A 20,918-nucleotide genomic window follows, 5' to 3' on the forward strand; every position below is an offset into this window, starting at 1 on the left:
TCGGGTCAGTAACCATGAAGCTTTTCGATGGAATATGGGCTCCCAGCCCCCGGCGCGTCCGCATCTACCTTGCCGAGAAGGGGATCGATGTGCCCCGTGAGTCGCTCGATCTGCGCAAGGCGGAGACCGACAGTCCCGATTATGCCGCGGTCAATCCGCGCCGGCTCGTCCCTTCGCTGCTGCTCGACGATGGCACGCTGATCGACGATTCGGTCGGCATCTGCCGCTATTTCGAGGCGCTGCACCCGACACCGCCCTTGTTCGGCCGCGACCCGACCGAGATCGGGCAGGTCGAAAGCTGGATCCGGCGGATCGAAAGCGATCTCTACACCCCCGTCACCTATGCGTTTCGTAACAAGCATGCGGCGTTCGCGGGTAGGGCGATTTCGGGCGACTGGCCGGAGATCGCCCAGATCCCCGCGCTGATCGAACGCGGCGAATTGATGTGGAGCGCGTGCCTCGATCGGATCGATGCGCATCTGGCGGCGCGCGACTGGCTGGTCGGTGCCGGCTTCAGCTTCGCCGACATTGCCGCGCTCGTCGCGGTGGATTTCGGTGCCTCGACGAAGATGCCCGACCCGCTTTCCGGCCGCCCGAACCTCGCGCGCTGGCACGCCGCGGCCAGCGCGAGGCCGTCGGCGGGCGCCTGATGTCTGTGGATTCGCTGTGGATTGCCTGTGGATAACTCAAATTCGCCCGATTCTTGCTCGATTCCGGGTGCTCGCCTAGGCTGGCCCGCATGACGCCCGAATTCGGCTCCCCCAGAACAGCGATCGTCACCGGCGGTGCCAAGCGGATCGGCGCCTGCTTCGTCCGTGCGTTGGCCGAGGACGGTTGGACCGTCCTGATCCACTGCCGCGAATCGATCGCCGAGGCGGAGGCGCTGGCCGCCGAAGTCGGAAACGGCGCGCGCGTCGTGGCTGCCGATCTCGCGACGGTCGACGGGCCCGATCGGGTCATCGCCGCGCTCGATGGCATGCCGGCGCCGGGCCTGCTGGTGAACAGCGCCTCTTTGTTCGAACTCGATTCGCACGACGATTTCACGGCGCAGGCGTGGGACGCGCATATGAATGCCAATGCGCGCGGCCCGGCCTTGTTGTCGCGTGGCTTTGCGGCGGCGGCGCCGGCGGGGCAGGGCGCGCTGATCGTCAACCTGCTCGACGCCAAGCTCGCACAGCCCAATCCCGATTTCTACAGCTACACCGTCTCGAAAATGGCGTTTGCGGGCCTCTCCGAACTGATGGCCCGCTCGCTCGCCCCGCGCGGCATACGCGTCAACGCGATCGCGCCGTCGGTGACAATGGTGTCCGGCCCGCAGAGCCGCGACAATTTCGCCAAGGTCCACGCAATGAACGCGCTGCACCGTGGCGTCGATGTCGATGATCTGGTGCGCGCGCTGCGCTTCCTCGTCGCCTCGCCCGCCATCACCGGGCAGACGATCGCCGTCGACGGCGGGCAACGTTTCCTCGCGCTTCCGCGCGATGTGCAATTCATGGAGCCCTGATTTGGATCCCGCCAGCCTCGACGGTCTCGTCCCACCCGCGCTCCGCCCCGCCACGCGTCGCATCCTGCTCGAAGATTTCGCGCTGCCGGTCGACATCGGCTTCCACGAATTCGAGATCGGATCGCCCCAGCGCATCTTCGTCACGATCGAGGTTTGGCTGAACGACGCCGCCTTCGCCGATGTCGATGAGGTGGCCGCCGCCTGGGATTATGATTTCCTGCGTACCGAAATCCTGCGCCTTGTCGAAGGACGCCGCTTCAACCTGCAGGAAACCCTGGCGCGCGAGATCTACACGCTCGTCGCCGCGCGCGCCGGCGTCACGGGCCTGCGGGTCTCCACCAGCAAGCCCGACGTCTATCCCGATTGCGCCGCCGTCGGGGTCGAACTGAGCAGCACGCTTCCCAGGAGCTGAGCCACTCGGAGTCGCGGGCTGCGCAAGGCCGGCAGCCCCCTCGGCGTCTGAGAGCCTACCGAATCGTCCGCGCGCACGCGCCGAGCTGTTCCAGCACGAAGATATAGTCCTGCTGCACCGCCTGCGCGTCGCCGTCGGAAAGCTGCGCGAGCGCCTTTGCCGGGATTCGCTTCGGCAGGAAGCAGGCCAGGCGATACCAGATCAGCGTATCGCGCTGCGGAATCGTCGCACTGTCGTCGACGATCTCCCCGGTCGCGACCGACCATTGGGTCTGTTCGCCGGGACGGCGCAGCACCGACAGCGAGATCGGGCGCTTGTCGGCGGTCGCCAGAAAGATCTGGCTCTCGCTCTCGCCCGCGATCGCGCCGGGCGAGTAAAAGGCGCCTGTGATTCCCGTGACGCGTGGTGGCGCCTTCCCGCCGACCGATTCGGTGAGAATCGAGCGCAGCCGCGATTCGATCTCGGGCGTCCATGCGATCTGGGAGTGCGGTGAACTGAGCCGAATCTCCTGCGGCCTGCCAACAACGCGCTCGGCAAGAACCACGACGCGCATTTTTTTCAGCGTCGGTACGCGGCCCTTCGCGTCGAGTGGCACGTCGGCGAGATAGGTGATCGTGCCGGGCATGCCATCTGCCCCCCGAAGCAGCATCTGCGTGCTCGCGCTGATCAAAAAGCGGGCAAAGCCGGGCTGAAGTCCGGGCGCCAGATCGCCCTTGAGGCGCTCCGCCTTCAGGATTTCCACCCCCGCCACCAACGGCGATCCCAAGGCCAGATCAGCAAGATCGGCATAGCTATAAGCCGGTGCCGGGAGGGCGATTGTCGCCGCCGCAAGCGGAACGGTGGGCAGTGTAACCGTTAATATCGCAGCGGCGGTCGCGATCGCGGCAAAAACCGTGCCACTTTTCTTTCGGCTGGGTGCAATGGTGCGATTCATGGCGTAAATCAGCCTCCTGGGCGGGGTTCGAAGTTCCTCATAACCGGTCGTTACGGTGCTCGTCACGTCCCGGAAACGGCCATCGAATGCTCTTTGGCCTGTTGCGTCGGTCGGACTGTCGCGATAAGGACACACTTCGCCAAATAATATACGAGCGTCACTGGCGGTACGGGCGGAGAGCGCGGCAGGTTGCCCTTGGGGAACTTACCGGGTTCGCTCGTGGATTTTGAGGGAGTTCATTTCCTTAATGGCTTATGCTGATCAACCGACGATGAGCCCCCGTAAGCTCGTGTCGATCGTTGCCGTGATCCTTCTTCATGTGGTCATCGGTTACGCTTTCGTTACGGGTCTGGCTTTCAATGTCGTCAAGAAGGTCGCCAAAGACCTGAACGTGGTGGATATCGCGGAGGAGGCTCCGCCTCCCGAGGATCTCCCGCCGCCGCCGCCACCTGAAACCAAGGTCGAGCCGCCGCCCGTCGTGGCGCCGCCTCCGATCGTTCAGGTTGCTCCCACCATTGCACCGCCGATCGTCTCGGTTCCGGTTGCGCCTCCGGTCGTCATCACGCCGACCGCACCCGTTGCGCCGCCGAAGCCGCAGGCTCCTGCCGTTGCTCTCAAGGCACGCGGCACGCCCGGTGAATGGGTGACGCCGGAGGATTATCCCTCGGGTGACATGCGCGCCGGCAACCAGGGCACCACTGGCTTCCGTCTGGAAGTCGATGCTGGTGGAAAGGTCACCAACTGCACTGTCACGTCGTCGAGCGGCTTCCCGTCGCTGGATACCAAGGCTTGCCAGATGCTGATGCGCCGTGCGCGCTTTAGCCCCGCGAAGAATACGGAAGGTCAGGGCGTACCTGCATCCTATTCGAACCGGGTGCGCTGGCAGATCCCGAACGATTAATCGGATGGTCGAAGCGGGCGGCCGCTGGTCGTCCGCCAGGCCGCTCAAGTCCACAAAGTTAAACGAGCTCGAGAGAAGGAAAGACATCAATGGCTACCCCCCCCGCTGGCGGTAATCCGTACGGCCTCGGCGCTGCCCTCGAACAGGGCGGCATCATCGCGCAGAGCATCTTCGCGATCCTCGTGATCATGTCGGCCGCTTCGTGGTACATCATGTTCACCAAGCTGTTCGAGCAGCAGAAGATCCTGAACCAGGCGAAGAAGGCCCGCACCGTTTTCTGGCAGGCGCCCAGCCTGCGCGACGGCCAGGCCAAGCTCGAAGCCAACTCGGCCTATCGCCAGCTCGTCGACGACGGCCTGCTCGCCCAGGAACAGCACACCAAGCTGACCGACCCCGTCGACCAGCATGAGTGGCTGCTCGGTTCGCTCGCTCGCTCGCAGGGCGCGATCAACTCGAAGCTCGGCAACGGCCTCGCGGTTCTCGCCACCGTCGGTTCGACCTCGCCGTTCGTCGGTCTGCTCGGTACCGTTATCGGTATTTACCGCGCACTCGTGAAGATCGGCGCTGCTGGTCAGGCTTCGATCGACGCCGTCGCCGGCCCGGTCGGTGAAGCGCTCATCATGACCGCGATCGGTCTCGTCGTCGCGGTTCCGGCCGTGCTCGGCTACAACTGGCTGATCCGCCGCAACAAGGTCGTCGCGGAGCAGCTCGCTGCCTTCTCGACCGATCTGCACGGCTACATGGTTTCGGCCGGTGCGGTGAAGCCGGTCGTCGTCAAGGCGGCTCCGGCTCCGGTCAAGAAGTAAGGAAGGTATCGGGGCGGGCTTCGCGGTCCGCCCCTCTTCCTTCTGCTTGATGGACGGAGGGGCGTTCATGCCGGCAACAGACCGGCGGCCCGTTCCTCGAATGAGAATAGGATCCTAAACGATGGCCATGAGTGCCGGCCCATCCGACGATGGCGCACCGATGTCGGACATCAACACGACGCCGCTCGTGGACGTCATGTTGGTGCTGCTCATCATCTTCCTCATCACCGTTCCCGTCGTGATCCAGACGGTTCCCGTGAAGCTTCCTAGCGTTCGCTACGAAGCGACCACGACCAAGCCAGAGAACGTGGCTCTCTCGATCCGCGCAGCGTCGAACGGCGCATGCGAGGTCTATTGGGGCCAGACCAAGGTGACCGGGCAGGAACTGCTCGATCGCTCGGTCGCGAAGCTCAAGCGGGAAATCGACAAGCAGGGTGGCCCGTCGGCGCCCGGCCTGGAACTCCCCGAAGTGCATATCCGTGGCGACATCAACACGCCGTACCGCTGCATCGGCGGCGCGATGGTGACGGTGCAGCGCGCGGGCTTCCAGCGCGTCGGCTTCATCTCGGAACCGCCCCCCGGCGGCAACGAGCGTCTCTGATCACGCTTTCGAGGAGTAGATAAGATGGCAATGGCAGCAGCCACCGCCGAAGGCGAACCGATGATGGACATCAACACGACGCCGTTGATCGACGTCATGTTGGTTCTTCTGATCATGTTCATCATCACCATCCCGATCCAGACGCACGCGGTGAAGCTCGATCTTCCGGTCGATCAGCCGAACGCCACGCCGCCGCCGGTCGACCCTGTGAAGAACAAGGTCACGATCGACGCGGCCGGCACGATCTTCTGGAACGGCAGCCCGATCGATCTCATCCGTCTGCGCCAGTATCTGGACATCACGCAGCAGATGAACCCGGTTCCCGAACTGCACCTGCAGCCGGATCCGCAGGCGCGCTACGTCATCGTCGACGAAGTGCTCGCGGTGACCAAGCGGGCCAATGTCGAGAAGATGGGCTTCGTCGGTAACGAGGCTTATGCCGGCGCCTTCTAAGGCTCGGACATAGCTTACCAAGATCAAGGGCGGTCCTTCGGGGCCGCCCTTTTTCGTTGGGGCGTCACCATCGCGATGCCCTGTCCTACTCGACCTGAAGGCATTACGTCATGCGCATGGCAAACACTGTCCGATATCCCCTCTCGTCGAACCCCCTGGTCGCGCCGGGGAAGCGATTCCGACGCAGACGTAGTGACAACTTCCACAACTTCCGCGCGCTCGAAGTCGGATCGAATCGGCCGTGAAGGACGAACTCGACCGTCTGATCGACACCGCCCGTAACTGGCTTGGCGATGGGCATGGCGTCGCGATCGCGACCGTGATCGAAACCTGGGGTTCCGCCCCCCGTCGGCGTGGCAGTCACGCGCTCATCCGCGACGACGGGCTGTTCGAAGGATCGGTGAGCGGCGGTTGCGTCGAAGGCGATCTGTTGCTGCGCGCGCAGGAGATCGCCGTGAGCGGCGGCTTCGAACGGCGCGATTATGGCGTCGCCGATGATTCGGCCTGGCAGGTCGGATTGGCCTGCGGCGGCGAGATATCGGTGTTCGTTCAGGCGATCGCGGACAATGCCTTCGCGCCCGCATTGATCGATCGCATCGCTGTCGCGCGGGCCGGAGGCCGCGAACTCGTCCTCTCCACCGATCTCGCGACCGGCGTCACCCGCGAAGGCGAAGCGGAAGGCGCGTTCGTCAACGTCTATCCGCCCCGCCTGCGGATGATGATCGTCGGCGCGGTCCATATCGCGCAGGCACTCGTTCCGCTTGCCACGATCGCGGGATTTCAGCCGCTGATCGTCGATCCGCGCGACGGTTTCGCGGCGTCCGCGCGCTTCGAGGCGATCGCGGTCGACACGCGTTGGTCGGATGAGGCGCTCGCCGACTGGCGGATCGACAGCGGCACCGCCGTCATCACGCTAACCCACGATCCCAAGATCGACGACCCCGCCTTGATCGCGGCGCTCGACAGCGACGCCTTCTACATCGCCTCGCTCGGTTCGCGCCGCACCCATGCCAAGCGGCGCGAGCGACTCGCCGCCGCCGGCTTCGACGAGGCCGCGATCGATCGGGTCCAGGGGCCCGCGGGGCTCTCGATCGGCGCCGTCAACCCGGCCGAGATCGCGGTGTCGATCCTCGCGGGGACTATCGCGGCGCTGCGCAAGCCACGCGCGTGATGACGGTCGGCGCGATCATCCTCGCCGCCGGCCTGTCGCGACGTATGGGCGCCGACAAACTTGCGGCTGATCTGAACGGCAAACCGCTGCTGGCGCATGCGATCGACGCGGTCGAGGCGGCGGGATTGCCGATGATCCTGGCAATTCCTCCCCGGGATGGGGAGGGGGGCCATCCGAAGGATGGTGGAGAGGGATCGCCACCGGCGCGGGAAGGAATGGAAGTCCCCGATCACGCCTTGGGCATGGGCCACAGCATCGCCGCCGCGATCCGCGCGGTCCCTGCGGACTGGAGCGCCGCCCTCATCTGTCTCGGTGATATGCCGTTTGTCGCCCCCGCCACACTCCGCGCCCTGGCGGCGGCAGCACGGGAGGATCGGGTCATCGCCCCCGTCCACGAAGGCCAGCGCGGCAATCCGCTGGCGTGGGGGCGGGCTTTCTTCGCGCAACTTGCCGGCCTCACCGGCGACACGGGCGGCCGTGCGTTGCTGGCCGGGGTGGGGGAGCGGCTCATCCTGCTCCCCGTCGACGATCCCGGCGTGTCGATCGATGTCGACACGCCCGGGGCGCTTGCGGCGGCCCGGGCGCGTGTCTGAACTTACTTCGCCGCGCGCGCCGGATGCAGGCTGGTGCCGGCGCGGCCGCCGCGCAGCGCGGTGACCCAGCTGATCGGGTTCCAGATCTTGCTGGTCCCGTCGAGCGAGAAGGTGATGAACTCGGCGCGGCCGCCGATATTCTCGAACGGCACGGGGCCGTCGAGCCCGTTGCGGTAGCTCGGCACGCGGCTGTCGGCCGACTGATCGCGATTGTCGCCCATCACGAACACCCGGTCCTCGGGGATGGTGATGGCAGGAAAATCGTCGATGTCGGGGAAGTAGCCGAGGTCGAGCGTATCGTAGCTGCGGCCGTTGGGCAGGGTCTCGCGGAAGCGCGGGATGGCGCAATAGGCCTTGCCGTCGGGGCCCGAAACCCGGAACTGCGCCACCTGCGGCTGATCGCACGGCACGTTCGGGTCGATCGCTATCATCGCCGGCGCCTCGGGCGTGCGTTTTACGGGCACGCCGTTGATCACCACGGTACCGCCACGCACTTCGATCCGGTCGCCGGGCAGGCCGATGACGCGCTTGATGAAGTCGGTGTCGGCCTGCGGGGGCTTCAGGATCACGATGTCGCCGCGCTCGGGCAGCCGCCCGAACACGCGGCCCCGAATGAAGGGCAGCACGTGGAAGCTGGGCGAAACATAGGACCAGCCGTACGGATATTTTGTCACGACCAGACGATCGCCGGTGATCAAAGTCGGCATCATCGATTCGGACGGGATGTAGAAGGGCTTGGCGATGAAGCTGTGGAAGCCGAGCACCGCCAGGATCAGCCACAATATGCCGCGCGCCTCGCCGAACCAGTCGGTCTTGGGCTTGTCGGCCTTCGTCTCGGTGACGGGGGTCGGCTCGACCGAACTGGTCGAAACCTCGATAGGCTGATCGCTCACCGCGATCCTCTCCTCAAAGCGGGCGCGCATACAGGATGACGAACGCCTGCGCCCAGGGATGATCGTCCGTCATCGTCAAATGAACGTCCACCGCGTGGCCCGGTGGCGTCAGCGCGTCAAGCCTCGCCTTGGCCCCGTTCGACAAATGCAATGTGGGGGCGCCGGACGGCATGTTCACCACGCCGATGTCCTTCATATAGACGCCGGCCTTGAAGCCGGTGCCAACAGCCTTGCTGAACGCCTCCTTCGCCGCGAATCGCTTGGCATAAGTTCCGGCGCGCGTGAACGGGCGCTTCTCGGCTTTCTTGTGCTCGATCTCGGTGAAGACGCGCTGGATGAATCGGTCGCCGAAGCGATCGAGCGAGGCCTGGATCCGCTCGATATTGCACAGGTCGGATCCAATCCCGATGATCATCCGCGCGCCTCGTCCATCAGGCCGCGCATCCGCTGCACGACGGGGCCAAGCCCTTCGAAGATCGCCTCGCCGATCAGGAAGTGGCCGATGTTGAGTTCGGCGATCTGCGGGATGGCGGCGATCGGCTGGACATTGTCGAAGGTCAGGCCGTGGCCGGCGTGCGGTTCGATCCCGTTCTTGGCGGCGAGCGCCGCTGCGTCGGCGATCCGGCGCAGCTCGACGGCGCGTTCCTCGCCCTCGCTATGCGCGTAGCGACCGGTGTGGAACTCGACCACCGGCGCGCCCAGCGACAGCGCCGCCTCGATCTGGCGGGGGTCAGGCTCGATGAACAGGCTCACACGGATGCCGGCATCCTTCAGCCGGGTGATCAGCGGCTGAAGGTGATTGTGCTGGCCGGCGGCGTTCAGGCCGCCCTCGGTCGTCACTTCCTCGCGCCGCTCGGGCACGATGCACGCGGCGTGGGGGCGATGCTTGAGCGCGATCGCCAGCATCTCCTCGGTCGCCGCCATCTCCATGTTGAGGGGCAGGGCGATCGCGCCGATCAGATGGGCGATGTCCTGATCGATGATGTGGCGACGATCCTCGCGCAGATGCGCGGTGATGCCGTCGGCCCCGGCTTCCTGCGCGACGATCGCGGCGCGGATCGGATCGGGATAGGCGCCGCCGCGCGCATTCCGAATCGTGGCGACGTGATCGATGTTTACGCCCAGGCGGAGGTGGCTCACGGCTTGGCCCTGCTGCCGGGCTTCACCGCCGGGATCGCCGCCAGCTCGGGCGGCAGCGCGTCGGGCGCATAGGTCGGCACTTCGAGTCGAATCAGCGGGAAGAAGGGGACGCCGAGATCGGCGGTGCCGTTCGACCTGTCGATCAAAGATGCCGCCGCGATCACCTCGCCCCCCGCTTCGGCAACGGCCTTGATCGCCTCGCGCGACGACAGGCCGGTCGTGACGACGTCCTCCATCAGCAGCACCTTCTGTCCCGGATTGAGGCGAAAGCCGCGGCGCAGTCCGAAAACGCCGTCGGGCCGTTCGACGAACATCGCGTCGAGGCCCAGCACCCGGCCCATTTCATGGCCCGCAATCACCCCGCCCATCGCGGGCGAGACGACGGCTTCGAGCTGGATCTTGATCTTGTCGGGGATCTTGAGCGCCAGCGCCTGCGCGAGTCTTTCACCCCGCGCGGGGTTCATAAGAACGCGCGCGCACTGCAGATAGCGTGGGCTCCGCAGCCCCGAAGACAGGATGAAATGCCCTTCGAGCAGCGCCTCGGCCTCACGGAACTCGGCCAGCACCTCTTCGTCGGTCATTCGATATCCCCCGTTCGGCTTCCAATATCGCCGCTTTGCAGCATCGGCCCAGATAGGCGTGTGCGATAATCGCTTCAACTGCTTGCATTCCGCGCCATCCAGTGCTTGAGGGCGCGGGGAGCGACGCCTATAAGGCGCTCGATTTTCGACGGGCCCGATAACAAAGCCGTGGGTTTCCGCCGCGTTGACCGGGGGTAAGATGAAGACGTTCAAGACGATGATCATGGGGCTGGCGCTGGCCCTCGCCCCCGCGGCGGCGATGGCGCAGGACGCGGCGCCCGCCGCTCCCGCCGCTGCGCCTGCAGCACCCGTAGCCGGGGCAGAGGCTGCGGTTGCCAAGCCCGCCTTCCAGCATATGGCGCCCACCGCGGACATCGGTCAGCCGATCCCGGGCGGCTTCAAGCTTCAGCCGCAGGTCACCCAGATCGGGCACGACGCGCAGTGGATGCATGACTCCCTGCTGATGCCGATCATGACGATCATGTCGATCTTCGTGCTGATGCTGCTGATCTGGGTGGCGATTCGCTACCGCGCCGCCGCCAACCCGGTGCCGTCGAAGACCAGCCACAACACGCTGATCGAGGTCGTCTGGACGCTCGCTCCGGTCCTGATCCTGCTCGTGATCGCGGTCCCCTCGATCCGCCTGCTCGCGCATCAATATGCGCAGCCCAAGGCGGACGTGACGATCAAGGTGATCGGCAACCAGTGGTACTGGACCTATCAGTATCCGGATAATGGCGACTTCGAACTGGTTTCGAACCTGCTGCCCGAAGACAAGCGCAAGCCCGAGGATGGCCCCCGCCTTCTCGCGGTCGACGAGCGCGTCGTCGTGCCGGTCAACCGTGTCGTGAAGCTCATCGTCACCTCGAACGACGTGATCCACAGCTTCGCGGTTCCCGCGTTCTGGACCAAGATGGACGCCGTCCCCGGCCGCCTGAACGAAACCTGGTTCAAGGCCGAGAAGGAAGGCCTCTATTTCGGCCAGTGTTCGGAACTGTGCGGCGCGCGCCACGGCTATATGCCGATCGCGGTCGAGGTCGTGTCCGACGCGAAGTACGCCGAATGGGTCCGTTCGAAGGGTGGCAAGATGCCGGGTGAGGGCGAGGCCGCTGCGGCCCCGGCCGCTGCTCCGGCCGCCGCCGTTGCGGCCCCCGCCGAGACGGCCCCGGCCGGCGACAACGTCGCCGAGCCTGCCGCCACTTCTCAGCCCGCGCAGAATTAAGGGCCAGCAAAGATGACCGACACCACCGCACATCCTGCCGAGTTTCATGCGCATGACGATCATGCGCATCACGACGGCGATCATAAGCCGGCCTTCTTCGCCCGCTGGTTCATGTCCACCAACCACAAGGACATTGGCACCCTCTACCTGATCTTCGCGATCTTCGCCGGCATCGTCGGCGGCGCGATTTCGGGTCTGATGCGGGCCGAACTGGCGCATCCGGGCATCCAGTATCTGGGCACCTGGACCGCGCTGATGGGCGGCAATCCCGATTTCGATACCTCGCTCCACCTGTGGAACGCGCTGATCACCGCACATGGCCTGATCATGGTGTTCTTCATGGTCATGCCCGCGATCATCGGCGGCTTCGGCAACTGGTTCGTTCCGATCATGATCGGCGCGCCGGACATGGCCTTCCCGCGGATGAACAACATCTCGTTCTGGCTGCTGATTCCGGCCTTCGCCCTGCTGCTTGGCTCGGCGTTCGTTTCGGGCGGCACCGGCAACGGTGCGGGCACGGGCTGGACGGTCTATGCGCCGCTGTCGACCAGCGGTTCGGCGGGTCCGGCGGTCGACATGGGCATCTTCGCGCTGCACATCGCGGGTGCCTCGTCGATCCTGGGTGCGATCAACTTCATCACCACCATCTTCAACATGCGTGCGCCGGGCATGACCCTGCACAAGATGCCGCTGTTCGTTTGGTCGGTGCTGGTCACCGCCTTCCTGCTGCTGCTGGCGCTGCCGGTGCTCGCGGCCGCCATCACGATGCTGCTCACCGATCGTAACTTCGGCACGACCTTCTACGATGCGTCGGGCGGTGGCGATCCGGTGCTGTACCAGCACCTTTTCTGGTTCTTCGGTCACCCCGAAGTGTACATCATGATCCTGCCGGGCTTCGGCATCGTCAGCCAGATCATCTCGACCTTCTCGAAGAAGCCGGTGTTCGGTTATCTCGGCATGGCCTACGCCATGGTCGCGATCGGCGTGGTCGGCTTCGTCGTGTGGGCGCACCACATGTTCACGACCGGCCTGTCGGTCGACACGAAGATGTACTTTACCGCAGCGACGATGGTGATCGCGGTGCCGACCGGCATCAAGATCTTCTCGTGGATCGCGACGATGTGGGGCGGTTCGATCAAGTTCGAAGTGCCGATGCTGTGGGCGATCGGCTTCGTCTTCCTGTTCACCGTGGGCGGCGTCACCGGCGTCCTCCTCGCGAACGGCGGCGTCGACAATTACATGCACGACACCTACTATGTGGTCGCGCATTTCCACTACGTGCTGTCGCTGGGTGCGGTCTTCTCGCTCTTCGCAGGTTTCTACTACTGGTTCGGCAAGATGACCGGCCGCCAGTACAATGAGATCCTGGCGCAGATCCACTTCTGGCTGTTCTTCATCGGCGTGAACGTGCTGTTCTTCCCGATGCACTTCCTCGGTCTCGACGGCATGCCGCGCCGTATCCCGGACTATCCGGATGCGTTCGAGAAGTGGAATTCGTTCGCGACCCACGGCTACGAACTGATGGCCTTCTCGATGATCTTCTTCTTCGTGAACGTCTTCTGGTCGATGTTCGCGGGCCGCAAGGTCGAGGGCAACTATTGGGGCGAAGGTGCGACCACGCTCGAATGGACGCTGTCGAGCCCGCCGCCGTACCACCAGTTCGAGCAGCTGCCGCACATCGGCGACGACGATCACCACTGATCGGCTCGGACTTTGAAGGAATGAGGGGCCGCCGCTTCGACGATATCGTCAAAGCGGCGGCTTCGGTTAGGGACTAGCGTAAGATAATGGCGAGCCAGCCTTTCTCCGGAACCCAGACGACCACCGCCGAATGGCGCGATTTCGTCGCACTGCTCAAGCCGCGCGTCCTGACGCTCGTCGTCTTCACTGGCCTGTGCGGGCTGCTTGCGGCTCCTGCCCACATCAATCCGGTGCTGGGTTTCACCGCCGTTCTCTGTATCGCCCTGGGCGCAGGCGCGGCCGGCGCGCTGAACCAGTGGTATGAGGCTGATATCGATGCGGTGATGAAGCGCACCGCGGATCGCCCGCTTCCCGCCGGCCGGATGGATCGCCAGACCGCGCTCCACTTTGGTGTCGGCCTCGCCGCCTTCTCGGTCCTGCTGATGGGCCTGGCGGTCAACGTTCTGTCGGCTGCGATCCTGGCGGTCTCGATCCTTTTCTACGTCGTCGTCTATACGATCTGGCTCAAGCGCCGGACCCCGCAGAACATCGTGATCGGTGGTGCTGCGGGCGCGTTTCCCGTGATGATCGGCTGGGCAGCGGCGACGGGTCGGGTGGAGATGCTCCCCGTCCTGATGTTCGCGACGGTGTTCCTGTGGACGCCGCCGCATTTCTGGTCGCTCGCGCTGTTCATCAACTCGGACTATGCGCGCGCCGGCGTGCCGATGCTGCCTGCGGTGGCGGGCCAGCGCGTCACCCGTATCCAGCAACTGCTCTACACGCTGCCGATGGTCGCTTCGGCTGTCGCGCCCTGGCCGCTGGGTCTGACCGGCGCGATCTACGGCGTCGGCACCGCGATCCTTTCGGGAATCTTCCTGCTGCTATCGATTCGCGTCGGCTTCAGCCGTGTGTCCGATCCTGCCGCGATGAAGGCCGAACGCCATTTGTTCGCCTTCTCGATCGCCTATCTCTTCGCGATCTTCGGCCTCCTCGTTGCCGACAAGGTGTTTGCATGATCGATTATACGCCCGAGCAGCAGGCCGAGATTCGCCGCAAGCAGAAGTCGCGTGCGGTCGTCACCGCCGTGATTCTCGGCGGGCTCGTCATCCTCTTTTACGCGATTTCGATCGCCAAGATGCTGTGAGCAGCGTCGCCGCCCCTGCCGATCGGAATCGCCGCGTCGCGCTGATCGCGCTGGTCATCGCGATCGGAATGCTCGGCCTCGGCTATGCCGCGGTGCCGCTCTATCGGATGTTCTGTCAGGCGACGGGATTCGGTGGCACGCCGATGCGTGCAACCTCGGACAAGGCGCCGGGGGAGATTGCAGGCAGGATGATCGACATACGCTTCGATGCGAATGTCTCGCCCAACCTGCCGTGGCAGTTTGCGCCCGAGCAGAAGAGCGAGCGCATCGTCATCGGCCAGCGCAAGATGGCGTTCTTCGTCGCGAAGAATCTCAGCGATCGTCCGGTCACGGGCACCGCGGCCTACAACGTCACGCCCGAACTGGCCGGCGCCTATTTCACGAAGATCCAGTGCTTCTGCTTCACCAGCCAGACGCTGAAGCCCGGAGAGACGGTGCGCATGCCCGTCATCTATTATGTCGATCCGGCTATCCTGAAAGACAAGGACGCCGCGAAATTCAACGAAATCACCCTGTCCTACACCTTCTTTCCCGACAAATCGGATGTGGATTCCGCGTCGGTAGGCGGTTAAGGGACTTCCAAATCAGCGGCCCGAAGGGCCGGACTATCAGGGGCACGCACACATGGCAGGCGCGAAGAGCCACGATTACCACATTCTCCCCCCGAGCCCGTGGCCGTTCATGGGTTCGATGTCGGCGCTCGCGCTGTTCGGCGGCCTGACGATGTGGATGCACAGCGCACCTTATGGTGCCGCAGTCGGCATCGCCGGCTTTATCGGCGTGCTCGCGACCATGTTCTTCTGGTGGTCGGACGTGATCAAGGAAGCGCATGCGGGCGATCACACGCCGGTCGTGTCGCTCCACCTGCGCTACGGCATGATCCTGTTCATCGCTTCGGAAGTGATGTTCTTCGTCGGCTGGTTCTGGTCGTGGTTCGATTTCGCGCTGTTCCCGGCGCCGGTGCAGGTCAGCGAAGGCGTCGTCTCGTTGATCGAAGGCCCGAACAGCATAACCCATGCCGCCGGCATCTGGCCCCCCAAGGGCCTCGAAGTCATCGACGCCTTCCACTTCCCGCTGCTCAACACGCTGATCCTGCTGTGTTCGGGCACCACGATCACCTGGGCGCACCACGCGCTGCTGCACGGCGATCGTGATGGGCTGAAGAAGGGCCTGTGGCTCACGATCATCCTGGGCGCGATCTTCTCGTGCATCCAGTTCTACGAATATGCCCATGCGCCGTTCGGCTTTAAGGGCCTGAACTACGCCGCCGCCTTCTACATGGCGACCGGCTTCCACGGCTTCCACGTGCTGGTCGGTACGATCTTCCTGATCGTCAACCTGATCCGCGCCTATAAGGGTGATTTCACTCCGAAGCAGCATTTCGGCTTCGAAGCGGCCGCCTGGTACTGGCACTTCGTCGACGTGGTGTGGCTGTTCCTCTTCATCGTCGTCTATGTCTGGGGCGGCTGGGGCGCGACGGTTCACGCCGGCTGATCCCACGCTTCAGCGAGAAGATTGGGGGCGCGGTGGCGATGGTCACCGCGCCCCTCGTCGTTTAGGGAAAGCGCGATGACCGATCATACGCCACCCCATCCGGCTGAAGCCGCGCTACGCGGCCTGTGTCCGCGCTGCGCGGCGCCGGGGCTGTTCGCGGGCTTCCTGCGTTTCGCCCATCGCTGCCCCGCCTGTGGGCTCGACTATGACGGGTTCAATGTCGGCGACGGCGCGGCGGCGTTCCTGATCCTGATCATCGGTGCGATCGTGTCGGTACTGGCGATCATGGTGGAGCTTTCGGCGTCGCCGCCCTGGTGGGTGCATGTGATCCTGTGGCTGCCGCTGACGATCGGGCTGACAATCGTGTCGCTGCGCTTCGCCAAGGGGCTGCTGCTCGCGCTCGAATATCGCAACGCTGCCCGCGAAGGGCGGATCATCAAGCCATGAAGCGTATTCCGATCCTTCCGACCCTGATAGTCGTCGCTGCGGTTGCGACGATGATCTGGCTCGGCCTGTGGCAGATACGCCGTGCTGAGTGGAAGGAAGGAATGTTGGCGACCTATGCCGCTGCGGTCGGCAAGGATCCGATCGCCGCCGTGCCTGCCGACGATGCGATCGACGGCGTCGCTTTCCGCCGCGCGCATGTCGCCTGTACCGTCACGACCGCGCCGATCCAGCAGGGCGGGCGCAACCAGCGCTCCGAAACGGGCTTTCGCAACTTTGTCGGCTGTGCTTTGGCCGACGGCCGGACAATGATGGCTGATATCGGCTGGAGCGGGATCAGCGCGAAGCCGGTGCCGCCGGGCAAGGGCGCTGCGCTTGCCTCGATCGGCCGGCTTGTGCCCGACCCCGAGCTCGGCCGTCGCGTGCTGACGGGTGCTGCCCACCCGCTGCCCGTCCTCGTCGTGCTGGAAATGCCCGCCGCCGGATATCAGGCAAGCCTGCCGCCCGAAATCGGCGACATTCCCAACAACCATCGCAGCTATGCGGTGCAGTGGTTCCTGTTCGCGGCGGTCGCGGTGATCATCTATGTCATCGCGCTGCGCCGGCGCGGGCGGCAGAGGTGAAGACGATCGGCATATTGGGCGGCATGAGCTGGGAAAGCTCAGCTGCCTATTACGCGCTCATCAATCGCGCGGTCCGTGATCGGCTTGGGCCGCCGCATTCGGCGCGCACTTTGATGCTCTCTGTAGACTTCGCCGAGATCGCCTCGCGCCAGCATGACGGCGACTGGGCGGGACTGGAGGCGATGATGATCGCCGAGGCGCGGCATATCGAGGCGGGCGGGGCGGATCTGCTGCTGATCGCCACCAACACGATGCACATCGCCGCCGATGCCGTGCAGGCGGCGATCGGGATCCCATTGCTCCATATCGGCGACGTGACCGCCGCGGCGATCCGCGCGGCCGGCTTCACCAGGGTCGGCCTGCTCGGCACCGCCTTCACGATGGAGAAGCCCTTCTATCGGGATCGGATCGCCGACGGCATCGGCGGCGCGGTGATCGTGCCGGACGATGGCGATCGCGCGATCGTCCACCGCATCATCTACGACGAGCTGATCGCGGGCATCGTGCGTGACGAATCGCGCGAGGAGTATCGCGGGGTGATCGCTCGACTGGTGGAGCAGGGCGCGCAGGCGATCATCCTCGGCTGCACCGAAATCATGCTGCTGGTGGGGCAGGGCGACAGTGCCGTCCCGCTGTTCGATACGACCACGCTGCACGCGGCAGCGGCGGTGGGGGCTGCTCTCAAATAACGGACTAGGGTAGAGTCGGCCGCGTCTCCGGCATCCGCCACAGAATCGGCAGCACGCACAACGCCACCGCGGCGATCATCATTCCGGGCACGAGCGGCGATCCGGTCCGCTCGATCAGGAGGTGCGCCAGCCATGGCGTCACCCCGCCGAAGATCGCGGTCGCGCCCGTTGCGCCAAAGGCGAGGCCGCTGAGGCGTCCTTCGCCGGGCAAAAGTTCGGCCGTCGCGACCGCCCCAACCGCGCTCACCGCGCCGCCCAGTCCGGCCAGCGCCACCGCGCCCGCCAGCGCTGCGCCAAAGCCGGCGCCCGCCATCGTCCCGAACAAGGCGATCGGCAGGGCGGCACCGGCTATGCCGACCGCGATCAGCACCGGCCGTCGCCCGATCCGGTCGGAGAGGAGGCCGACGAACGGCGTCACCGCGATCACGACGACCGCGGCGATCGTCGACAGGCCCAGCGCATCGGCCTCACCCATCGTTCGCGTGGCGGTCAGGAAGGCGGGGACGTAGGTGATGCCGACATAATAGCTGATCGATCCGAGCGCGGAGATCGCGAAGCCGCGGGCAATGGCGGCGCGGTGGTGGCGCGCGACATGGGCGATCGGATTGGCGGGCACCGTTCCCGCGGCGCGCTGCCGTTCGAACTCGGGCGATTCGTCCATGCTCGCCCGTGCGATCAGCACCGAGCCGGCCAGCCCGGCGCCGACCAGGAAGGGAATGCGCCAGCCCCAGCTGTCGAGCGCCGCCGGCGCCAGCGTTGCGACCGTCACGGCCGATATGCCAACCGCGAGCAACGCCCCGATCTCGCTTGCCGCCGAGGCCGAGGAGGTGATGAGACCGCGCCGCCTGGGCGCGGCGCCTTCGATCAGATAGGCGACGACGCCGGTATATTCGCCACCCACCGCGAAGGCCATGACGCAGCGGAGCAGGATAAGGATCACGCCCGCGCTCGGGCCGATCTGATCGCGCGTCGGCAGCAAAGCGGTCGCGAGCATCGCCACCGTCATCAGCGCCATCGACCCCAGCATCGCGCGCCGCCGCCCATATCGGTCGCCGATATGCCCGAACAGGATCGCGCCGACGGGCCGCATAAGATAGGCGATCGCGAACCCGCCGAGCGTCGTCACCACCGATGCTTCGCCGCCTCCGAAGAACAGCCGCGACAGAATCGTGACGAGGTAGAGGTAGAGGGTGAAGTCGTACCACTCGACCACCGTCGAGAAAGCCGCGATCGCCATCGAGGCGCGCGAGATCGGGCGGTGGGGTGGGGTCATCGGGGGTAAGTGTAGCGCATTGATCCTCCCCCGCCAGGGGGAGGTGTCAGCGCAGCTGAGGGAGGGGGAGGATAGTTGACGTCACGTCACTCTATGCATAGCTCGCCCATCCGCCGCGCGATTTCGCGCTCGCCGGAGATCACGCAGTCGGCGCCCAGTTTTTCCAGATGTGCATATTCGGCATCTGAGTGCGATCGCGCGATGACGCGGATGTTGGGGCAGATCGCGCGCGCCTGTTCCAAAACGGCGCCCGCCTCGAATCCTTCGGGGATCGCGATCAGGATCACACTGGCGTGGTCCGCGCCTGCCGCCCGCAGCGTCTTTGGTTCGACGGCGTTGCCGGTGACGACCTCGTAACCCGATTTGCGCGCGCGTTCGGCCATGTCCTTTTCGCCTTCGATGATGACGAACGAGCGGGCCTTTTCGTGGATGTCGCTCGCGAGTTGGCGGCCGACGCGGCCGAAACCGACGAGTATCCAGTGTCCCTTGCGCGGGGGCTTCTGCTCCTTTTCCGCCTCGGGCTCCGCATCTTCTGCCTCGCGGCGGGGGACGAACGAGAAGATGATCGGATTGAGGAAGATCGAGATCATCGCGCCCGCGAGCACCAGATCGCGCGCATCGGCAGGCAATATCTCCAGATTGGCGCCGAGGGTGACGAGGATGAACGAAAATTCGCCGATCTGCGCCAGGCTCGCCGCGATCGTGATCGCCTTGTGGCTCGAATGGCCGAAGGCGCGGACGATCGCATAGGCGGCGATCGACTTGCCGACGATGATGATCGCCACCGTCGCCAGCACGCCCAGCGGCTGTTCGACGACAATGCTGGGGTTGAACAACATGCCTACCGAAACGAAGAACAGCACCGCGAAAGCGTCGCGCAGCGGCAGCGTCTCCTCGGTTGCGCGACGGCTGAGTTCGGTTTCGCCCAGGATCATGCCGGCGAAGAAGGCGCCGAGCGCGAAGCTGACCCCGAACACCACCGCCGCGCCGAAGGCAACGCCCAGCGCGATCGCCAGCACCGCAAGGCGGAACAGTTCGCGCGATCCGCTATGCGCGACCCAGTGGAGAGTCGAGGGGATGAAGCGCCGCCCGACGATCAGGATGAGTGCGAGGAACCCGCCGACCTTCAACAGCGTGCCGCCTAGCGCGATTGCTATGTCGCTGACCCCGCTCGACGCATCGCCCGATGTGGAGCGCGCGAGGACGGGCAGCAGCACGAGCGCCAGCACCATCACCAGATCCTCGACGATCAGCCAGCCAACCGCGATGCGCCCGCGTTCGGTGTCGACCAGATCGAGCGCCTGCATCGCGCGTAGCAGCACCACCGTACTGGCGACCGAGAGCGCAAGACCGAAGACGAAGCCCGCGACCGGCGTCCAGCCGAACATCCAGCCGAGGCCCATGCCCAGCAGGGTGGCCGCCGCAATCTGCCCGATCGCGCCGGGCACCGCGATCCGCTTCACCGAGAGCAGGTCGCGCAGGGAGAAGTGGAGGCCGACCCCGAACATCAGCAGGATTACGCCGATTTCGGCCAGTTCGTTGGCCAGACCCGAATCGGCGACGAAGCCCGGCGTGAACGGGCCAACCGCGACGCCCGCGAGCAGATAGCCCGCGATCGGCGATATGCGCATCCGGTGCGCGAGTGCCCCGAAGATGAAGGCGACAACGAGGCCAGCGACGATCGTCGCGACCAGGGGAGTGTGATGCGGCATGCCTGCTCGCTTTCGTAATATCGGGGCCGCCGCTATGGGCCGCCCCTCGGGGGTCGTTCAGATGGTCGGGATGATCATTGTACGGCTGCGCTGATCAGCGCGCCGATGATGCCCGCCGCGCCGGCAATGCCGCCCCACAGGGCGAACCGAAACCAGCCGGGTGGCTTTCGCCTGTCCATATGCGCCTCCATTCGGGAATGGCGTTCAGAACATTGTCGCCGCGCGAAGGCGACCGCGGGTTGGGATCAGGCGCGCGGTGGCGCGCGGGGTTGTGCGTCGCCGTGCAGGCGGGTGCCGGGTGCCGATGGCGGAATCGGCGGATAGGATATCGCAGTCGACGATGTCGGTGCGGCTGCCAGCGCGAAAATGGCGGCGCGCTGTTCGGGAATATGGATATCGGGTGCCGGGGGTGTGCGCTGGATGCTCGACTGTCGGGTCAGCGATTGCGACCGGGCTTTCAGCACCACGCTGGTCGTCGCCGGATCGAAGGCCGATCCCAACGTCTTGCTCGCGGATATCGCGCCGCTCGGCAGGGCGCAGAGGATCGCGGTCCACAACGCCACCCATGTCGCGAGGACGAAGCTGTGGCGGCGTTTCGGTCGTGGCCTCGGGGCCGACGAGGTGGTCCGTCCGATCATGCGCCTCTGC

General features: G+C 65.3%; 26 protein-coding genes. 18 read left to right on the forward strand and 8 right to left on the reverse strand.

All coding sequences use genetic code 11. The features are described from left to right. Positions 1–14: 14 nt before the first annotated feature. The 3 genes from FYJ91_RS09320 to FYJ91_RS09330 all read left to right on the forward strand — a co-directional run bounded on the left by FYJ91_RS09320 (position 15) and on the right by FYJ91_RS09330 (position 1,916). Positions 15–650: a glutathione S-transferase family protein gene (locus tag FYJ91_RS09320; protein ID WP_149521973.1), complete on the forward strand. Its 636-nt coding sequence runs from the start codon at positions 15–17 to the stop codon at positions 648–650. A gap of 89 nt (positions 651–739) precedes the next feature. Then, on the forward strand, positions 740–1,504 hold the full coding sequence (locus tag FYJ91_RS09325; protein ID WP_149521974.1) for an SDR family oxidoreductase: 765 nt from the start codon (positions 740–742) through the stop codon (positions 1,502–1,504). 1 nt (position 1,505) lies between these two features. Continuing rightward, positions 1,506–1,916: a dihydroneopterin aldolase gene (locus tag FYJ91_RS09330; RefSeq protein WP_149521975.1), complete on the forward strand. Its 411-nt coding sequence runs from the start codon at positions 1,506–1,508 to the stop codon at positions 1,914–1,916. Positions 1,917–1,971: 55 nt separating this feature from the next. Here FYJ91_RS09330 and FYJ91_RS09335 read toward each other — a convergent pair whose 3' ends face one another. Next, positions 1,972–2,850: a hypothetical protein gene (locus tag FYJ91_RS09335; RefSeq protein WP_149521976.1), complete on the reverse strand. Its 879-nt coding sequence runs from the start codon at positions 2,848–2,850 to the stop codon at positions 1,972–1,974. A 247-nt stretch (positions 2,851–3,097) separates the two neighbouring features. Here FYJ91_RS09335 and FYJ91_RS09340 point away from each other — a divergent pair, with 247 nt between their 5' ends. The 6 genes from FYJ91_RS09340 (at position 3,098) to FYJ91_RS09365 (ending at position 7,375) form a co-directional block, all read left to right on the forward strand. After that, positions 3,098–3,751 (forward strand): energy transducer TonB, encoded by a 654-nt coding sequence (locus FYJ91_RS09340; RefSeq protein ID WP_149522338.1) that lies wholly within the window; start codon positions 3,098–3,100, stop codon positions 3,749–3,751. Between the two features lie 89 nt (positions 3,752–3,840). Next, the gene (locus FYJ91_RS09345) at positions 3,841–4,557 is read left to right on the forward strand and encodes a MotA/TolQ/ExbB proton channel family protein (RefSeq protein ID WP_149521977.1); all 717 of its coding nucleotides are present in this window, start codon (positions 3,841–3,843) and stop codon (positions 4,555–4,557) included. 121 nt (positions 4,558–4,678) lie between these two features. Continuing rightward, a complete protein-coding gene (locus FYJ91_RS09350; RefSeq protein WP_149521978.1) occupies positions 4,679–5,158 on the forward strand; it encodes an ExbD/TolR family protein in 480 nt (159 codons plus the stop codon). A gap of 24 nt (positions 5,159–5,182) precedes the next feature. Next, the gene (locus tag FYJ91_RS09355) at positions 5,183–5,611 is read left to right on the forward strand and encodes an ExbD/TolR family protein (protein ID WP_149521979.1); all 429 of its coding nucleotides are present in this window, start codon (positions 5,183–5,185) and stop codon (positions 5,609–5,611) included. Positions 5,612–5,852: 241 nt separating this feature from the next. Further along, on the forward strand, positions 5,853–6,782 hold the full coding sequence (locus tag FYJ91_RS09360; protein WP_149521980.1) for an XdhC family protein: 930 nt from the start codon (positions 5,853–5,855) through the stop codon (positions 6,780–6,782). Further along, on the forward strand, positions 6,782–7,375 hold the full coding sequence (locus FYJ91_RS09365) for a nucleotidyltransferase family protein (protein ID WP_149522339.1): 594 nt from the start codon (positions 6,782–6,784) through the stop codon (positions 7,373–7,375). Before FYJ91_RS09360 ends, FYJ91_RS09365 begins: the two co-directional genes overlap by 1 nt. Positions 7,376–7,377: 2 nt before the next feature. Here FYJ91_RS09365 and lepB read toward each other — a convergent pair whose 3' ends face one another. From lepB to pyrE, 4 genes are read right to left on the reverse strand one after another with little or no spacing between them, the layout of a single operon-like run. After that, positions 7,378–8,274 (reverse strand): signal peptidase I, encoded by an 897-nt coding sequence (lepB, locus tag FYJ91_RS09370; RefSeq protein WP_425474012.1) that lies wholly within the window; start codon positions 8,272–8,274, stop codon positions 7,378–7,380. Between the two features lie 7 nt (positions 8,275–8,281). Further along, positions 8,282–8,683, reverse strand: coding sequence for a holo-ACP synthase (gene acpS, locus FYJ91_RS09375; RefSeq protein ID WP_149521982.1), 402 nt, complete (start codon positions 8,681–8,683; stop codon positions 8,282–8,284). Beyond that, positions 8,680–9,408: a pyridoxine 5'-phosphate synthase gene (locus FYJ91_RS09380; protein WP_149521983.1), complete on the reverse strand. Its 729-nt coding sequence runs from the start codon at positions 9,406–9,408 to the stop codon at positions 8,680–8,682. The genes acpS and FYJ91_RS09380 overlap by 4 nt, the downstream gene beginning before the upstream one ends. Next, positions 9,405–9,989 (reverse strand): orotate phosphoribosyltransferase, encoded by a 585-nt coding sequence (gene pyrE / locus FYJ91_RS09385; protein WP_149521984.1) that lies wholly within the window; start codon positions 9,987–9,989, stop codon positions 9,405–9,407. The genes FYJ91_RS09380 and pyrE overlap by 4 nt, the downstream gene beginning before the upstream one ends. Before the next feature lie 199 nt (positions 9,990–10,188). On the opposite strand from pyrE, the gene coxB reads away from it, so the two are divergent. The 9 genes from coxB to FYJ91_RS09425 all read left to right on the forward strand — a co-directional run bounded on the left by coxB (position 10,189) and on the right by FYJ91_RS09425 (position 17,285). Beyond that, a complete protein-coding gene (coxB, locus tag FYJ91_RS09390) occupies positions 10,189–11,211 on the forward strand; it encodes a cytochrome c oxidase subunit II (RefSeq protein ID WP_149521985.1) in 1,023 nt (340 codons plus the stop codon). A gap of 12 nt (positions 11,212–11,223) precedes the next feature. After that, positions 11,224–12,912, forward strand: coding sequence for a cytochrome c oxidase subunit I (gene ctaD / locus FYJ91_RS09395; RefSeq protein ID WP_149521986.1), 1,689 nt, complete (start codon positions 11,224–11,226; stop codon positions 12,910–12,912). 86 nt (positions 12,913–12,998) lie between these two features. Then, positions 12,999–13,907, forward strand: a complete 909-nt coding sequence (locus FYJ91_RS09400; protein WP_149521987.1) for a heme o synthase — start codon at positions 12,999–13,001, stop codon at positions 13,905–13,907. Next, complete coding sequence (locus tag FYJ91_RS20995) at positions 13,904–14,035, forward strand: hypothetical protein (protein WP_281290586.1); 132 nt, start codon at positions 13,904–13,906, stop codon at positions 14,033–14,035. The genes FYJ91_RS09400 and FYJ91_RS20995 overlap by 4 nt, the downstream gene beginning before the upstream one ends. Next, entirely contained in the window at positions 14,032–14,607 is a 576-nt protein-coding gene (locus FYJ91_RS09405) for a cytochrome c oxidase assembly protein (protein ID WP_149521988.1), read from the forward strand. Before FYJ91_RS20995 ends, FYJ91_RS09405 begins: the two co-directional genes overlap by 4 nt. 52 nt (positions 14,608–14,659) lie before the next feature. Next, a complete protein-coding gene (locus FYJ91_RS09410) occupies positions 14,660–15,529 on the forward strand; it encodes a cytochrome c oxidase subunit 3 (RefSeq protein WP_149521989.1) in 870 nt (289 codons plus the stop codon). A 75-nt stretch (positions 15,530–15,604) separates the two neighbouring features. Further along, positions 15,605–15,976: a DUF983 domain-containing protein gene (locus tag FYJ91_RS09415; protein ID WP_149521990.1), complete on the forward strand. Its 372-nt coding sequence runs from the start codon at positions 15,605–15,607 to the stop codon at positions 15,974–15,976. Continuing rightward, a complete protein-coding gene (locus FYJ91_RS09420) occupies positions 15,973–16,596 on the forward strand; it encodes an SURF1 family protein (RefSeq protein ID WP_149521991.1) in 624 nt (207 codons plus the stop codon). The genes FYJ91_RS09415 and FYJ91_RS09420 overlap by 4 nt, the downstream gene beginning before the upstream one ends. Beyond that, the gene (locus tag FYJ91_RS09425; RefSeq protein ID WP_149521992.1) at positions 16,593–17,285 is read left to right on the forward strand and encodes an aspartate/glutamate racemase family protein; all 693 of its coding nucleotides are present in this window, start codon (positions 16,593–16,595) and stop codon (positions 17,283–17,285) included. Before FYJ91_RS09420 ends, FYJ91_RS09425 begins: the two co-directional genes overlap by 4 nt. Before the next feature lie 4 nt (positions 17,286–17,289). Here FYJ91_RS09425 and FYJ91_RS09430 read toward each other — a convergent pair whose 3' ends face one another. From FYJ91_RS09430 to FYJ91_RS09440, 3 genes are all read right to left on the reverse strand, one after another. Next, positions 17,290–18,558 (reverse strand): MFS transporter, encoded by a 1,269-nt coding sequence (locus FYJ91_RS09430; RefSeq protein ID WP_246152544.1) that lies wholly within the window; start codon positions 18,556–18,558, stop codon positions 17,290–17,292. Positions 18,559–18,644: 86 nt separating this feature from the next. Next, positions 18,645–20,270 carry a cation:proton antiporter domain-containing protein gene (locus tag FYJ91_RS09435; RefSeq protein ID WP_149521993.1) on the reverse strand — a complete coding sequence of 542 codons (1,626 nt, stop codon included), beginning with the start codon at positions 20,268–20,270 and terminating at the stop codon, positions 18,645–18,647. Between the two features lie 245 nt (positions 20,271–20,515). Beyond that, complete coding sequence (locus FYJ91_RS09440) at positions 20,516–20,908, reverse strand: hypothetical protein (protein WP_149521994.1); 393 nt, start codon at positions 20,906–20,908, stop codon at positions 20,516–20,518. Between the last annotated feature and the right edge of the window lie 10 nt (positions 20,909–20,918).

Origin of the sequence: Sphingomonas montanisoli (genome assembly GCF_008274695.1) — a bacterium.
GTDB lineage: Bacteria > Pseudomonadota > Alphaproteobacteria > Sphingomonadales > Sphingomonadaceae > Rhizorhabdus > Rhizorhabdus montanisoli.